This is a genomic window from Kibdelosporangium banguiense, from assembly GCF_017876405.1.
Taxonomy (GTDB): domain Bacteria; phylum Actinomycetota; class Actinomycetes; order Mycobacteriales; family Pseudonocardiaceae; genus Kibdelosporangium; species Kibdelosporangium banguiense.
The window spans coordinates 4699075-4715097 of the sequence record NZ_JAGINW010000001.1 but is presented as its reverse complement, the minus strand read 5'-3'; the positions used below and the strand labels follow the sequence as shown (position 1 = coordinate 4715097).

Below are 16023 nucleotides of genomic sequence, written 5' to 3'. Positions count from 1 at the left end.
CTAAGCGTGGTCTTCTTCGCCCAAACGGTGTACCCGGATGAGGTTAGTTGACCCGACCGTACCCGGAGGCGACCCTGCGACGATCACCACTAGATCGCCTGGCTGGTAGCGGCCGATGGACAGCATGGAGATGTCGACCTGGCGGACCATCTGGTCGGTGGTCTCCACCCGCGGCACCAGGAAGGTCTCGGTGCCCCAGGTCAGCGACAGCTGGCTGCGAACCTCCTGCTCAGGCGTGAACGCGAGCAGCGGCAGGTGCGTGTGCAGCCTCGCGAGCCTGCGCACGGTGTCACCCGACTGTGTGAACGCGACCAAAGCCTTCGCGTTGAGGCGCTCACCGATGTCACGCGCCGCGTAGGACAGCACGCCACGCTTGGTACGCGGGACGTGGGTCAACGGCGGCACGGCCGTGGACTCGGTCTCGACGGCCTGCACGATCCGGCCCATCGTCTCGACGGACTCGATCGGGTAGCGGCCGACGCTCGTCTCACCCGACAGCATGACCGCGTCGGCACCGTCGAGCACGGCGTTGGCCACGTCCGACGCCTCGGCGCGCGTCGGCCGGGAGTTGTTGATCATCGAGTCGAGCATCTGGGTGGCCACGATGACCGGCTTGGCGTTCTCGCGGGCGATCTGGATCGCGCGCTTCTGCACCAGCGGCACCTGCTCGAGCGGCAGTTCGACGCCCAGGTCACCGCGGGCGACCATGATGCCGTCGAAGGCCAGCACGATCGCCTCGAGGTTGTCGACCCCCTCGGGCTTCTCCAGCTTGGCGATCACCGGCAGCCGGCCGCGGCCGACCCGGTCCATCACCTGGTGCACCAGGTCGATGTCGGCAGGCGACCGGACGAAGGACAACGCGATGAAGTCCACGCCGAGCGACAGCGCGAACTCGAGGTCCTCGATGTCCTTCTCGCTCATCGCCGGCACGGACACGTCCATACCCGGCAGCGAGATGCCCTTGTTGTTGCTGACCGGGCCGCCCTCGGTGACCTCGCAGATCACGTCCTGGTTCTCGACCTCCCGGACCACCAGGCCGACCTTGCCGTCGTCGACGAGCAGCCGGTCGCCGGCCTTGGCGTCGCGCGCCAGGCCCTCGTACGTGGTGGATACGCGGTCGTGCGTCCCGACGACGTCCTCGACGGTGATCCGGACGACGTCCCCGGTCTTCCATTCGACCGGCCCGTTGGCGAACGTGCCCAACCGGATCTTCGGTCCCTGCAGGTCAGCCATGATCCCGACGGCGTGTCCCGTCTCGTCGGATGCGGCCCGGACCACGTCGTACACCTGCTTGTGGTCACTGTGGCTGCCGTGGCTGAAATTCATTCTCGCCACGTCCATACCCGCCTCGACCAGTTCGAGGACACGTTCCGGGGTCGAGGTAGCGGGACCCAGGGTACAGACGATCTTCGCGCGTCGGCTCACGTTCGTGCAGCCTAGCCCCTCCATCTGAACCGATGCGGAACTACCTGTCAGTAATATCGCGACGCGGGCCTCGGCCCCCCGGTATCCAGCGTACCGGCGAGCACCGACAGTTCTGGGTTTACACAGGTCAAGGCATTTCAATTGATCTTCACGTGATCATTCCGGCGGGGATCGCCGGCGCGTGAAAACCGCCGTTGGCCAGAAATTCATCCCCTGTCGGCCTCTTTCGTGTTCAGAAACCTCAGGGCGCGTTGGGTGGGGCGCCGCCGCGTTTGACCGGGGTCGGCTTGTCCAACGAGTTCGTGCGGATGAGGTAGCCCCAGGCTCCTTCGCGGTCGGCCAGCCGGGCTTCGGTGTCGTCCTTGGGTTCGCGGATCGCCCAGCCCAGGGGCCAGATCGAGAGGCTGCGGTCGGCGTCGACGCGGACACGGCCGCCGTCGAGCATGGCTGTGGTGGCGAACCATGCTTCGGTGAAGTCGACGTTGCCGCCGAAGCGGGCGGCACGCAGGTCCGCGTTGCGAGTGACGTAGGCGCCACGGAAGCTGCAGTGGGCGGCGAAGAACGCACCGAGGGCCTCGACGTGCGCGTCGAAGCGGACGCCGTTGAACACCGCGTCCTTGGAGAAGGCCGCGCTGCTGAAGTCGGTCTCCGCGGCGAACCAGGCCGAGGCGAATTCGGAGCGGCCGACGAACATCACGCCGCGGAATCCGGCCGCGGCACTGAACGCGACCTGGGAGAAGTCGACCGCTCCGGCGAACACGACCTTCGCGAAGACCGCCTCGCCGTTGAACTTCGCGCCGGTGAAGTCCGTGTCTCCGGCGAATCCGGCGCCGGTGAAGTCGGTCCGCGCGGCGAACCAGGTTCCGCGGAAGTCGGCCCGCCGGCTGACGAACCGGGAGTTGGTGAAACGGGCGTCGGCGGCGATCTGAGTGCCGGCGAACGAGATCTCACCGGCGAAGTGGGCCCGGTCGAAGGTCGCGGTGCGCAGCCGGCCGTTGGCCAGGACGAAGTCGATCAAGGTGGCGCCGGACAGGTCCAGGTCGATTTCGGACCAGAACAGCTCGGCGTCGGCGGGACGGAGGTGGCTCGCAAGGATGCGCTGCGCGGCGATGCGTACGCCGCGTTCGGCCACGTCACCGACGGTGTCCCCGGCTTGCTCAGGAGGTGCGTACGGCATCCGTAGGTAAGAGCAGATGACGTTGACGATGGTCTGACGGTATTGGCCGTCGACTTGCGCGAGACGCTCCAACGCGTACAGGCCAGCCAGCCGTACAGGCGCCTTGTCTGAGCCGAGTTGGTCGGCCGCGCGTGCGTACGCCTCGGCGCCGCGTCTTTCGAGGATGTCTATCTCGCTGAGCGACGCCGTCTGCTCAAGCCGCCAGAAATGCCGGGCGAGCAACATGAGGGCGACAGCACCGCCGGTCAGGATGCCGAACCAGACGCCGGTGCGTACGGCGTCCGGTGCGTCCGTCAGCAACAGGACCACAACGGCGATCGCGGTCACGCCGAAAACCGGCGCCACGACCGTGGCTGCCACCCGCCACCAGGACCACTGGGAGCGTTCCATGCTCTGGATCGTGTCCTAACTTTCGGTGATTCACCACATCGGGGTAGGCCACTACGCCGTTCGGAGACTGACTCCTACATGGTCACGGGCCCATTCGTTGAGCGGCCGCAGCTCGCGCCAGGCCTTGCGCACGCGGGTGAAGCACTCGCGTTCGTGCAGGAAATCGGCTGGTTCCCAGGTACGCGCCGCGTACAGCGACTTGTGTTTGAGCAGTTCGATCCGGGGGTGGTCGGCGTCGTAGCCCTTCGGCTTGGTCTTCAGCTGGTTGCCGAGAATGTCCCAGCCGGCCCGGCGCAGTTTGTTCACCATCTGCTCGAACGCGGGGCCGTGCACCTCCTCGGCGATCGCCGCACGGAACCGGGCGATCTGGTCGGACTCGAGGTAGAAGCACCCGCCGCCGACCCGCAGCCCGGCCGGGCTGATCTCGACGTAGTACGCGCCGCCGCCACGGCCCTGCTCGATCACGCCGCCGCAGTTCGTCTTGTACGGCGCCTTGTCCTTGGCGAACCGGACGTCGCGGTACGGCCGGAAGACCTTCGCCTTGCCGAACTCCGCCGCGAACTCCGCGCTGAGCTCGGCGAGCAGGGCCTCCATCGGTGCCCGCACGTCGTCGTTGTAGATCTCGCGGTTGTCTTCCCAGTACGCCTTGGAATTGTCGACCACGAGCCCGTCGTAGAAGTCGATGGCGTGTTCGCCGAACCCTGAGAACTTCACCCGGTCACACTAATTGGCGCCACATCGGGTACATCCGCGGACCGCCGGCTGGGCCGAACGGTACACCGATGTGCTCGAACCCAAGCCGCTCGTAGAGCGGCGGGCTGAGCTGGGAACTCGCTTCGAGGTACGCGGGCGTGCTGTCCTTGTCCAGGACCGCCAGGTTGTGTTCCAGCAGTTCACCACCGATGCCGGATCGCTGCCGCGCCGGAAGCACACCGATGAACTGCAGGTGCATGTGTGCGCCGTGCTCCGGATGGTGCTCGGCCATCAGGCCGGCCAGCCGCCCGAAGGTCGCCGCCTCCTCGTCGGTCAGCATGCCGAACCTGGCCATGAAGTCGTCTTCGTCGCCATCGTCCTCACCTCCGGGAAACCAGACCGTCGCGGCGATGGCGTCCGCACGCACGTAGACCACGCCGCCGGTGTCCAGCGCCGCCGTGGCGAACGCCTCGAAGAAAGCCGGTTGCACAGCCTGACGCCGTTCCGCCTCCGGGAACACCCATTCACTGACCGGATCATCCTGAAACGCGGCACCCAGCAACCGGCCGACCGACGGCAGATCGGCGTAACCGGCTTCCCGAACGGTCATCGAACTCCCCCCGTACCGCCGACTTTGGCGTAGACAGCCGGTTTCCGCCTGCGCAGCACCGCACCACGCGTGTAGCCCAGGATCACCGCCAGCAGCAGTGGCCCCGGCAGGATCCACGTGAGCGTGGAACCGCTTTGCGTGCCAAGGAGTCTGCCGAAGTTCAGGATGATCAGCAAGAAGACGCCGGCCAGCAACAGCACCGCGAGTGCCGGCGCGATCAGGCGTTGCCACGATGTCTCGGTGCCGGGATGCCGGCGGAAGAACTGGATCACCGCGACCGACACCGTGATCATGATCAGCACGACGCCGGTGGACGCGATCACCCCCAGCCAGGTGAACAGTTCGAAAACCGGATGCCGCCCGGCGACTACGAAACCCGCGACCACGACGAGCGCGATCACCGATTGTGTCAGCGAGCCCGCGACCGGTGAGCCAGTGCGCCGATTCGTGCGGCCAAGTGCTTCCGGCAGAACGCCCTCCCGGCCTAGTGCGAAGAAACACCGCGCGACAGCGTTGTGGAAACTGAGCAGGGACGCGAACTGACTTGTCAGAAACAGGATGTAGACGATGTCGGTGATCGGCGAACCGAGATGCCGGCCGCTGATACCGAAGAACACTCCAGGGCCCTGTTGCTGCGCCTGGCCGACGATCTCCGAGGGCCCGACGCCGACAGCCATGGCCAAGGCGGATACCGTATACAAAACGCCTGTCAGTCCAATTGCGACATATGTTGCCCGCGCGACCGTCCGGCTCGGATGCCTGCATTCCTCGCCGTAGGTGGCGGCGCCTTCAAACCCCGTGAAAGCCGCTACTGACAGCGCGAATACCGCGCCGACTCCCGTGACGAACAGGTTCGCCGGGTCCAACGGGGCCAGTGAGTCACCCGGCGCAGGGTTGGTGAGACCCGCTATGTCGACCACCAGAATCGCGGCGCACTCAAGGATGAGCACAACGCCGAGCACCTTGGCGTTGATGTCGACCCGCAGCGCACCCAGGACGCCCACCACCAGCAGAATCGCCAGAGACCAGAGCCACCAGGGAATATCCGTTCCGGTCTTCTGCTGAACGAAAGTTGCGACCGACCAGCCGAACAACCCGTAAACGCTGATCTGTATACAGTTGTAGGCCACCACGGCGACGAATGAGACCGCAATGCCGGTCGACCGGCCAGTCCCGTTTGCCACGTATGGGTAGAACGCCCCAGCGTTGGTGATGTGCCGGCTCATCGCCGCGTAACCCACTGCGAACAACGCCAACACCGGTGCGAGTACTACAAAAGACAGTGGTACGCCGATAATTCCCGTCACCGCGTATGTCGTGGAGATGCCGCCGGCGATGGCGAACAGCGGCCCGGATGCAGCGACAACGAAGAACACGATCTGCGCGGCACCCAAGCGTGGCCTGGCCAGGCCACGAGTGAACCCCGACGCTGCGGTCACCATGATTCCGTTGTCCTTCTGCAGGATTGGACACGACGCCGCGGAAGTATAGGATCAAGTCCGGCGGTTATCCATTGGTCCGGCCACTTTCTCGTCTCCCCGGGAGTCACAGTGCGGTTGGGTGATCTCTCGCTGTGCGAGTGCCTGTACTTCCTCGGTCATGATCCGTTCAGCGGCAGGCCCCGAATCCGCCGCGACATCCTCGACATCGGTCTTTCCGGTGCGGCACTGGGAGATCTGCTGTTCGACGAGCGAATCACGCTCGACCACGGAACTGTCGTACTGGTAAGCCGTTACGCCACCGGCGACGCGATAGCCGACCGTACGTTGGCGCACATCATGGGCGAAACGGACCAGCACGGGATACGCGATTGGGTGGAACACCTGCGATCCGGCACCTACGACACGGTCGTGGAAAATCTCACGGTCCGGGAACTCGTTACTCCAAAAGAGAAACGCGGCATGTTCAAACTGTCCCTGCACTACCAGCCATCCGATCTCCGGGCAGCGTCGGCACCGCGCGCGATCCTGCGCACCGCGATGCTCGGCAACGCCGACTGCGACGTGCCCACAGCCACTCTGGCCTTACTCGCATGGGCGATCGGCCTCGATGACATCTGCCAGCCCGAGCTGTCCCGCAAACAGGTGATGGCCTGGGTCGAACGAGTGAAAAGTAGGCTTGCCGAGCCGGTTGCCGGCCTGATCGCCGGCGTGGACGCCGCGGTCGCCGCCGCGGTGTACGGCGGCAACCGCAGTTAGTCCACTATGGACATCTACGTCAGTTCTTGGTGCGCTTGATCTTGGTGTGGAACGAAAGCAGACGGGTGCAGCCGCCGGACTTCTCGGCGCTAACGTTGCCGGCCAGGACCCCGTTCTTACGACCGTGCACGTTGTTGCGGTTGTAGTAAGTGTGTGTGTCGATCGTGGCGCAGAAACTACCGTTGCGGTAGTGCACGTACGAGCTGACCGACGTCTGGGCGCTCGTGTACGTGTTGGTCCAGTTGTTCTCCTTCTTGCTCCAGCCGGACGGCGAGTACCAGCCGTAGTTGTAGCCGCCGGTGGGGCCAGGGGAGCTCAGGACGGACGAGCCGTTCCAGCTCCACTCCGTCCAGTTGGACACCGAGTTGACGTCCAGCTGGACCGGGTCCTCGTAGTAGCTCTTGTAGTAGCCGCGTGACCTCGTGACGGCCTGGATGTTCGCGTCGCCGGCCACTCCCGCGCTCAACTGGGGCGTCGCGGCGCCTTCGCTCTTGTCAGTGTCGCTCTCTGCCTCGTCAGCGACCTCGGTCGAGCTGACCAGGACCTTGGACGTGCAGGTGTCCGGGTTGTGCGCGATCTCGTCGATGCTCGCCGTTTCAGTCGTCGGCGAGAGCTCGGAGCTCATCGGGATCTCGCACACGCCCCGCTCGTTGAGCGCGCCCTGAATGGTGACTTGCTGGGCATCTGCGAGCACCGGGACGCGATAGTGGATCCAGCCGTCGCTCTCAGCGCCTGCGATCCCCGAAGCGAGGCTGAGTCCGGTGGCCGTGGCCAGCGTCAGGACCAGTGTTCGAGTGAGTTTCAACTACCCCTCCAGTGATGAAAGGCTCCCCAGAAAATGAATTCCCCCGGACAGGCAAGCAGATCTTGACCTCTCGCGGAGGACAGGTTGCCTTGGAACTCCGATCCTCTTGAGGGTTGTTGATGTTGTCAAGGCACGTGTCAGGGCGTTGGTCCGACTGCCGCATCGGCTCTGAGGAGGGATGTTCCGATGACAGGGCGCCAGTCAGTCCACTCTGGACAAAGCAGTCAGCATCGTCGCCGCGAGCTCGACATCCGTGGTGAGCGAACGGTCGGCCATGCTGGGATCGAGCACCGCGGCCATCTGCTCATATGCCTCGCGAACCGGGACATCGACCAGATCCGCGGCCCGCATCCGCAAAGCCCGCACCGCGGCCACGAGTTCGCACCCGAGAACAACCCGATATGCGGCAGCCACAGTTCCCGCCTGCCGTGCGGCCTGGGTCGAGAACGAAGCATGGTCCTCAAGACCACGGGAAACCACCGCGGAACCCAAAGTCACCGGCAACGCCGCCTGCCGCAATTGGGCGAGCGCGTCGTGGGCGACGTACTCCAGGATCATCACGCCGGAACTCCCGGGTGGCCCGGAGGCCAGAAATGCCGGTAGATCCGTTTGATCCGGTTCGACCAGATCGCCGAGCCGAGCCGCTGAAAGTTCGGCCACATGGTGCACAGTCGCCCGGGCCGTGTCCAGACCCACAGCCACATAAGCCGTGTGGAAGTGGGCGTTGTGATAGACATCGTTGTCCTCCACCGAGATCATGGGATTCTCAGTGCTGGCGTTGATCTCAGTGGTGAGTACGGTCTCCAGCGACCGGACAGCATCCAGCGCAGGCCCTTGCACCTGAGGAAAAGCCCGCAGCCCATAGGGATCCTGGATACGACGCCCCGGCATAGGAACAGCAGTCATACCAAGCAACCGACGCATCTCAGCCGCGCAGTAAACCTGCCCAGGATGCGGCTTTGCATTGTGGACAGTCGTCGCGTAGGGCTCAGGCGACCCACCGAGCGCGATGTACGACAAAGCAGCCACAGTGTGACTGGCACGCAACAGTTCCCGAAGCTCCACAGTGACCAGAACAGCTTCGGCCAGCGTCGCGGAGTTGCTGCTCATGAACCCCAGGGCCTCACCGGCCCCGAACTCGACCGGCGCCAGCTCCCCCACCGCCCACGGCCGCTCCCCCACCAAGGTCATGGCAGTCTCAGCCAACGCCGTGAGATCGCCCGTACCGATCGCCCCAATCCGGTGCACAGCGGGCAAAGCCCCCATATTGAGCGCATCCGCGATAGCCACAAGCAGCCGCGGATGAACACCGGACCGCCCAGCCGCAAGCTGGTTCAACCGCACCAGCAACATCGCCCGCACCAGTTCCGGAGGCATCAGCTCGCCGACACCGCCGGCATGGCTGCGCATCAGCCGCAGCCCATCCTCAGCGCCACCCTCAGTCAGAACGGTTTTGTTCGCCCCGACACCAGTCGTACGCCCGTAGACCGCCCGGCGCGCGACGGCTTCACGCTGCAACTTCCAGGCCGCTTCGGCCGCATCCAGTGACGCAGGGTCAACACCGACCTTCACATCACCAGCCGCGAATCGAACCACATCGTCACACCGCAACGACGCACCATTCAGGACAATCTGAGCCATACCCCAGATTGTGCGCCTCACGTCAACTCACGTCGCGCTATACCACCGTGACAGGCGCCACCCGTCCAGACATGTCCATAGTGGACATAGTTGTTAGCATACCGCTGGTGTTGCCCACACAAGATGTGGCGTAGTGCCGGCCTGACTGCGCACATACTTCAGTGCGTTCTCCGGCTCTACCAGGAGATACTGATTCTTGCCATCGACCAGTTCAACCGTTGAACAGACAAACCGGCTCCTGGTGCCCGGGATACCAAGAGCCGTTCTGGCGGGATTGAGAGGTTGACCAGGCGATTCACTCATGCCGCCATCATTTGTTCTCGTGTTCCGCGCCCTGACGCCGCCACCGCCTGGCGAACTCCATTCCGAGGAACACCACCAGCCCACCGGCGAGTCCTGGGCCTATCCAACCTCTTATCACGAGGTCGACCGTTGTCGCAACGCCTACACATGCGGCGAGAATCAGTAGGCGCACAGGTGTCAGCCGCGGGACACGCCTGGAAGCCATCCCCTCCTTCGCTGGACAAATGCCAGTGCCGCTATCGGAAACTGACCGCCAGCCAGCGGTCACCATACCGTGTTTGGTCACGCCTCAGCTGCCGGTGGTTTCCAGGCTCAGTTCATCGCTTCAGCACATCGGAGGTCGCCCGCCATGGTGAACCGGAACTCCAGCCTGTTGGGCTCAGGGCACAGATCCGACAGTTCCTTCGCCATCTTCTCCGACTGTTCCATCGGGATGCCGCTCGGCACGTTCCTCGGAGCACGCGTGGAAAGAGCAGCCCTCGCTCCGCTGCGGTGCCAGCTGTCCGTTTCGTAGTTCAAGCCTTCGGAGATCAGGGATTCGGAGGCCGCGTCAGTCGCGGCGTGTTCATGCTCTGCCAGGGCGCACGCCTCCACATGTTCATGGACATCGTGGCCGCTGCAGCGACGGCCCAAGTTGTCTCGCTCGACCTTGACGGCCTCGTGTCGGCTGTCGTGGTCAGCGACTAGTGCCCGCCAGGCCAACGCTGCTAGACGACGGCGAGGGGCAGAGCTGTCGGGTGGACAGGGGCCGGCAGGTCTGACGCTCCGGTGAGGTAGGCATCGACTGCGTTGGCGACAGAACGGCCCTCGGCGATTGCCCAGACGACGAGGGAAGCGCCGCGGTGTGCGTCTCCGCAGACGAAGACGCCTGGGGCTGAGGTTTGCCAGTCGGAGCCACACGACAATGTGCCGCGTTTGGTGAGTGACAAACCGAGGCCGTCGAGGAGCGGCATTTGCTCCACGCCCTCGAAGCCGATGGCGAGGAGCACCATGTCGGCTGGGATTGCCTCGACGTCGTCGGATACCGGTGTCACGGAGCGCAGGCCTGTCGCTGGGTCTCTCTCGACGCGGACCTTCTGCAGTTCCACCAAGCGGACGTGGCCGTCGGAGTCGCCGATGAAGCGGGAGACTGCCACGGCGAAGCGGCGTTCGCCGGACTCCTCGTGTGCTGGGTAGGTCCTGAGGACGACGGGCCAGACTGGCCATGGTGAACGCGCGTCGTCGCGTACGTCCGGTGGCTTCGGGTACTGGTCGAGTTGGGTGACGCTTAGGGCGCCCTGGCGGGTTGCGGTGCCGTAGCAGTCTGCGCCTGTGTCGCCGCCGCCGATTACGAGGACGTGCTTGCCTGCCGCGGAAATCGATGTTGGTCCGTCGCCCTCGCATTCGCGGTTGGCTGGGACCAGGTGCTCCATGGCCAGGTGTACGCCCTTGAGGTCGCGGCCTGGGATGTCCGGAGCGTCGCGGCCCTGCAGCGCGCCGACCGCGAGCACCACGGCGTCGAACGAAGCACGAAGCTCCTCAACGGACAGTCCGCTGCCGCCGACCTCGCAGCCGGTGACGAACTTCGTGCCCTCGGCCCGCAACTGCGCGAGCCGTCGGTCGAGAACCTTCTTCTCCATCTTGAACTCGGGGATGCCGTATCGGAGCAGGCCGCCGAGCCGGTCGTCGCGCTCGAAGACCGTCACCTCGTGGCCGGCGCGAGTCAGCTGCTGAGCGGCAGCCAGGCCTGCGGGGCCGGAACCGACGACCGCGACCCGCTTGCCGGAGGACACAGCGGACACTCGTGCTTCAACGTAGTTGTTGTCCCACGAGACTTCCGCGATTGTCTCCTCGACACGTTTGATCGTCACGGCGCCACCGGAGTCGGGCGAGATGGCGAGCACGCAGGCGGCCTCGCACGGCGCCGGGCACAGCTTTCCGGTGAACTCCGGGAAGTTGTTCGTGGCGTGCAAGCGCTCGCTCGCCAGTTCCCAGTCGCCGCGCCTGACCAGGTCGTTCCACTCGGGGATCAGGTTGCCCAGCGGGCAGCCCGCGGAACCCGAGTGGCAGAACGGGATTCCGCAGTCCATGCATCGCGTTGCCTGCTTGCGGACCTGAGTGTCGCGTTCGGACGGTGCGAGCGCCGCGTAGACCTCACGCCAGTCGCCCAGGCGCTCGTCCACCGGGCGCTTCGGCGCGTCCTTGCGTGGGAAGGACATGAAACCGTTCGGGTCAGCCACGGGACGCCTCCATCACTGCCTCGTCGACGTCACGGCCTTCGGCACGGGCAAGCCGCATGGCCTCCAACACTCGCTGATAGTCGCGCGGCATCACCTTGGTGAACACACCCGCGCGCCGTGTCCAGTCGCCGAGCAGCGACGCGGCCACGGCCGAGCCGGTCAGTTTGTGGTGCCGTTCAACGACTCCACGCAGCCACTCAAGATCCTCGGCGTGCAGTCGCTGCAGGTCCACCATGTCGGTGTTGACCAGCGCGGGCTGCAGGTCGAGAACGTACGCGATACCACCGGACATTCCGGCCGCGAGGTTGCGGCCAGTCGGGCCGAGCACCACGGCACGGCCACCGGTCATGTACTCGAACGCGTGATCGCCGACGCCTTCGGCGACGATCACCGCGCCCGAGTTGCGCACGCCGAACCGTTCACCGACTCGGCCGCGCAGGAATATCTCGCCTGAGGTGGCGCCGTAGCCGATCACGTTGCCCGCGATCACCTGCGCCTCGGCGGCGAACGGCGCGTCCGGGTGCGGACGGACGATGATCCGCCCGCCGGACAGGCCTTTGCCGACGTAGTCGTTCGCGTCGCCGACGAGATCCAGCGTGATCCCGCCGGGCAGGAAGGCACCCAGCGACTGACCCGCGGACCCGCTCAGCGTCACGTTGATCGTGTTGTCCGGCAGGCCATCGCCGCCGTAGCGCCGCGTGACCTCCGAGCCCAGCAGCGTGCCGACGGTCCGGTTCACGTTGCGGACCGGCAGTTCCAGCTTCAGTGGGTGCGCGTCTTCCAGCGCTGCCTCGGACAGCTGGATCAGGGTGCGGTCGAGCGCGTGCGCCAGGCCGTGGTCCTGCTCGCGCACCTTGCGGCGGGCCGTGCCGTAACGGTTTTCCGGGACCTCGAACACCGGAGCCAGGTTGAGGCCCTGGGCCTTCCAGTGCTCGACGGCCTTGTCGACGTCCAGCATCTCGGCGTGCCCGACGGCCTCGTCGATGGTCCGGAAACCCAGCTCCGCCAGCAGTTCGCGGGCCTCGTTGGCCACGAAGTGGAAGTAGTTCACCACGTGGTCGGCCTGACCGGTGTACCGCTTGCGCAGCACGGGGTTCTGCGTCGCGATACCCACCGGGCACGTGTCGAGGTGACACACCCGCATCATCACGCAGCCCTCGACGACCAGCGGCGCGGTGGCGAAACCGAACTCCTCGGCGCCGAGGAGCGCGGCGACCACCACGTCACGACCGGTCTTCATGGCGCCGTCCACCTGCACGGTGATCCGGTCGCGCAGACCGTTGATCATCAACGTCTGGTGGGTCTCGGCGAGGCCGATCTCCCACGGCGTTCCCGCGTGCTTCAACGAGTTCAGCGGGGACGCGCCCGTGCCGCCGTCGTGCCCGGAGATCAGGACCACATCGGCGTGGGCCTTGGCGACGCCGGTCGCGACCGTGCCGACGCCCAGTTCGCTCACCAGCTTGACGTGGATCCGGGCGCGGTCGTTGGCGTTCTTCAGGTCGTGGATCAGCTGCGCCAGATCCTCGATCGAGTAGATGTCGTGGTGCGGCGGCGGTGAAATGAGCCCCACACCTGCGGTGGAGTGCCGCGTACGCGCGATCCACGGGTACACCTTGTTGGGCGGCAGCTGGCCGCCTTCACCCGGCTTGGCACCCTGCGCCATCTTGATCTGGATGTCGTCGGCGTTGACCAGGTACTCGCTCGTGACACCGAACCGTCCACTTGCGACCTGCTTGATCGCCGAGCGGCGCTCGGGGTCGTACAGCCGCTGCGGGTCCTCGCCGCCCTCGCCCGTGTTCGACCGGCCGCCGATGCGGTTCATCGCGATCGCCAGCGTCTCGTGCGCCTCGGCGGAGATCGAGCCGTAGGACATCGCACCGGTGTTGAAGCGCTTGAGAATCGCCTCGACCGGCTCGACCTCGTCCAGCGGGATCGACGGCCGGTCGCCCACGCGCAGCTTGAAAAGCCCGCGCAGGGCACCGCCGTCACGGTTGAGCCGCTCGACTTCGGCGACGTACTTGCGGTAGACCTCGTCGCTGCGTGTCTTGGTCGCGTGCTGCAACAGGAACACGGTCTCCGGCGTGAACAGGTGGAGCTCGCCGTCGCGGCGGTAGGCGTACTCTCCACCGCTGTCCAGGCGCCGGTGCACGCGGTCGGTCGGGTTGTCCGGGTGCGCCCGGCGGTGCCGCTGCGCCGCCTCTTCGGCGATCACGTCCAGCCCGACGCCGCCGAGCTTGGACGAGGTACCGGTGAAATATTCGGCCAGGACGTCGTTGGCCAGGCCGAACGCCTCGAAGACCTGGGCTGCGGTGTACGCGCCCACGGTCGAGATGCCCATCTTGGACATGATCTTCAGTACGCCCTTGACGAGCGCGTTGACGTAGTTGCGGATCGCCACCCGCGGCTCGATCCCGGTGATCGCGCCCCGGCTGATCAGGTCCTCAATGGACTCGAAGGCCAGGTACGGGTTCACCGCGGCGGCGCCGTAACCCAGCAGCAGCGCGACGTGGTGCACTTCGCGTGCGTCGCCGCTCTCCACCACGAGGGCCACGCGCAGCCGCTCCTTCGTGCGCACCAGGTGGTGGTGCACGGAGGAGACCAGCAGCAGCGACGGGATCGGCGCCATCCGGTGGTCGGAGTCCCGGTCGGAGAGCACCAGCGTGCGGGCGCCGGCCGCGATCGCCTCGGACGCCTCGCGGCGGACCCGCTCGATCGCCGCCGCCAGCGCCCGGCCGCCACCATCCACCTCGTACAGTCCGGACAGGACAGTGCAGGCGAAGCCAGGCAGATCCCCATCGTCGTTGATGTGGATCAGCTTGGCCAGTTCATCGTTGTCGATGACCGGGTAGTGCAGCTGGATGTGCCGGCAGGTCCGCGGGCCGGGGTCGAGCAGGTTCTGCTCCGGGCCCATGATCCGGGACACCGAGGTGACGATCTCCTCACGGATCGCGTCCAGCGGCGGGTTGGTGACCTGGGCGAAGTTCTGCTTGAAGTAGTCGTAGAGCAGCCGGGCCCGCTGCGACAGCGCGGCAGGCGGGGTGTCGGTGCCCATCGAGCCGATCGGCTCGGCGCCCTTCACCGACATCGGGGTGAGCAGGATCTTGAGCTCTTCCTCGGTGTAGCCGAAGGTCAGCTGGCGGCGCAGGACCGACTCGTGGGTCTGCACCACGTGCTCGCGGTTGGGCAGGTCCGACAGCTCGAGCAGGCCCGCGTGCAGCCACTCGTCGTACGGCAGGTGGCCGGCCAGCTCGGACTTGATCTCGTCGTCGCCGACGATCCGGCCGGCGTCGGTGTCCACAAGGAACATCCGGCCGGGCTGCAGCCGCCCCTTGGCCACGATCTCGCCAGGCGGGACATCGAGCACGCCGGTCTCGCTGGCCAGCACGACCCGGTCGTCAGCGGTCCGCCACCAGCGGGCCGGGCGCAGGCCGTTGCGGTCGAGCACGGCGCCGACAAGCGTGCCGTCGGTGAAGGTCACGCAGGCGGGGCCGTCCCACGGTTCCATGACACTGGCGTGGAACTGGTAGAAGGCACGCCGGGCAGGGTCCATTGTGGCGTGGTTCTCCCACGCCTCCGGGATCATCATCAGCACCGCGTGCGGCAGGCTACGGCCGCCCAGGTGCAACAGCTCGAGGACCTCGTCGAAGGAGGCGGAGTCCGAGCCGTCCGGGTCGACGATCGGGAACAGCCGGGCCAGATCACCGGGGATCAGATTCGACTCCAGCAGCGCCTCACGGGCCCGCATCCGGTTGCGGTTGCCGCGAACCGTGTTGATCTCGCCGTTGTGCGCGACGTAGCGGAACGGGTGCGCCAGCGGCCAGGACGGGAACGTGTTCGTGGAGAACCGGCTGTGCACCAAAGCGATGGCGCTTTCCAACCGGTCATCGGTCAGGTCGGGAAAGAACCTGGGCAACTGCTCGGTGGTGAGCATTCCCTTGTAGACCATCGTGCGTGCCGACAGTGACGGGAAGTACAGGCCGTGCCCGGCGGCCCGGCTCTCGTGCTCCGCGCGCTTGCGCAGCGCGAACGCCAGCCGGTCGAGCTCGACGCCCGACGGCACCCAGCCGGCCTGATCCTCTTGCCCGGCAACGAAGAGCATGGCGAAATGGGGCATCACCGACTTCGCTGTCGGGCCCACGTCGGCCGCGTCCGGGGCGATCGGGACATCCCGCCAGCCCAGCACGTCCAGGCCTTCCTCGCCGGCGATCCGGCCGGCCAGCGCCATGGCGTCGGCCCGCTGCGATTCATCGGCAGGCAGGAAGGCGATTCCGGCGGCGTACAGACCGGCCGGTGGCAGATCGAAGCCGGCCACCGCACGCAGCAGCCGATCGGGTAGCTGGACCAGGATACCGGCGCCGTCGCCGCTGGTCGGTTCCGCTCCCGCGGCGCCGCGGTGCTCCAGGTTCGCCAGTGCCGTCAGACCATCCGTCACGATGCCGTGCGACCGGCGGCCGCGGATGTCCGCGACCATGGCCACACCGCAGGAATCCTGCTCTGTGGTGGGGTCGTACAGGCCCTGGGGACCCGGGATGGCGGAGAAGATCATGAGCAGACCTCCCTCG

The 16023-nt window shown here is 66.2% G+C and carries 11 protein-coding genes; 1 reads left to right on the top strand and 10 read right to left on the bottom strand.

Annotation, left to right across the window (positions count from 1 at the left end):
* The 5 genes from pyk to JOF56_RS22335 all read right to left on the bottom strand — a co-directional run bounded on the left by pyk (nt 1) and on the right by JOF56_RS22335 (nt 5737).
* Complete coding sequence (gene pyk / locus JOF56_RS22355; RefSeq protein WP_209641211.1) at nt 1-1425, bottom strand: pyruvate kinase; 1425 nt, start codon at nt 1423-1425, stop codon at nt 1-3.
* Nucleotides 1426-1666: 241 nt separating this feature from the next.
* On the bottom strand, nt 1667-2992 hold the full coding sequence (locus JOF56_RS22350; RefSeq protein ID WP_209641209.1) for a pentapeptide repeat-containing protein: 1326 nt from the start codon (nt 2990-2992) through the stop codon (nt 1667-1669).
* Between the two features lie 51 nt (nt 2993-3043).
* Complete coding sequence (locus tag JOF56_RS22345) at nt 3044-3706, bottom strand: DUF2461 domain-containing protein (RefSeq protein ID WP_209641207.1); 663 nt, start codon at nt 3704-3706, stop codon at nt 3044-3046.
* A gap of 4 nt (nt 3707-3710) precedes the next feature.
* On the bottom strand, nt 3711-4295 hold the full coding sequence (locus JOF56_RS22340) for a GNAT family N-acetyltransferase (RefSeq protein ID WP_209641205.1): 585 nt from the start codon (nt 4293-4295) through the stop codon (nt 3711-3713).
* The gene (locus tag JOF56_RS22335) at nt 4292-5737 is read right to left on the bottom strand and encodes an APC family permease (protein WP_209641203.1); all 1446 of its coding nucleotides are present in this window, start codon (nt 5735-5737) and stop codon (nt 4292-4294) included. Before JOF56_RS22335 ends, JOF56_RS22340 begins: the two co-directional genes overlap by 4 nt.
* 108 nt (nt 5738-5845) lie before the next feature.
* Between JOF56_RS22335 and JOF56_RS22330 the strand changes: the two genes are divergently transcribed.
* Entirely contained in the window at nt 5846-6493 is a 648-nt protein-coding gene (locus tag JOF56_RS22330; protein ID WP_209641201.1) for a GOLPH3/VPS74 family protein, read from the top strand.
* A gap of 19 nt (nt 6494-6512) precedes the next feature.
* Here the strand turns inward: JOF56_RS22330 and JOF56_RS22325 are convergent, their stop codons facing one another.
* The 5 genes from JOF56_RS22325 to gltB all read right to left on the bottom strand — a co-directional run bounded on the left by JOF56_RS22325 (nt 6513) and on the right by gltB (nt 16007).
* On the bottom strand, nt 6513-7298 hold the full coding sequence (locus JOF56_RS22325) for a hypothetical protein (RefSeq protein WP_209641200.1): 786 nt from the start codon (nt 7296-7298) through the stop codon (nt 6513-6515).
* Between the two features lie 201 nt (nt 7299-7499).
* On the bottom strand, nt 7500-8939 hold the full coding sequence (locus JOF56_RS22320) for an aromatic amino acid ammonia-lyase (protein WP_209641198.1): 1440 nt from the start codon (nt 8937-8939) through the stop codon (nt 7500-7502).
* 615 nt (nt 8940-9554) lie between these two features.
* Nucleotides 9555-9875, bottom strand: coding sequence for a hypothetical protein (locus tag JOF56_RS22315; protein ID WP_209641197.1), 321 nt, complete (start codon nt 9873-9875; stop codon nt 9555-9557).
* A gap of 74 nt (nt 9876-9949) precedes the next feature.
* The gene (locus tag JOF56_RS22310) at nt 9950-11461 is read right to left on the bottom strand and encodes a glutamate synthase subunit beta (protein ID WP_209641195.1); all 1512 of its coding nucleotides are present in this window, start codon (nt 11459-11461) and stop codon (nt 9950-9952) included.
* Nucleotides 11454-16007 (bottom strand): glutamate synthase large subunit, encoded by a 4554-nt coding sequence (gene gltB / locus JOF56_RS22305; RefSeq protein WP_209641193.1) that lies wholly within the window; start codon nt 16005-16007, stop codon nt 11454-11456. The genes JOF56_RS22310 and gltB overlap by 8 nt, the downstream gene beginning before the upstream one ends.
* Between the last annotated feature and the right edge of the window lie 16 nt (nt 16008-16023).

Bases quoted from the DNA above. Each gene is read 5' to 3' on its own strand.
- JOF56_RS22350 (WP_209641209.1), bottom strand. From the start codon at position 2,992: ATGGAACGCTCCCAGTGGTCCTGGTGGCGGGTGGCAGCCACGGTCGTG.
- JOF56_RS22340 (WP_209641205.1), bottom strand. From the start codon at position 4,295: ATGACCGTTCGGGAAGCCGGTTACGCCGATCTGCCGTCGGTCGGCCGG.
- JOF56_RS22335 (WP_209641203.1), bottom strand. From the start codon at position 5,737: ATGGTGACCGCAGCGTCGGGGTTCACTCGTGGCCTGGCCAGGCCACGC.
- JOF56_RS22320 (WP_209641198.1), bottom strand. From the start codon at position 8,939: ATGGCTCAGATTGTCCTGAATGGTGCGTCGTTGCGGTGTGACGATGTG.
- gltB (WP_209641193.1), bottom strand. From the start codon at position 16,007: ATGATCTTCTCCGCCATCCCGGGTCCCCAGGGCCTGTACGACCCCACC.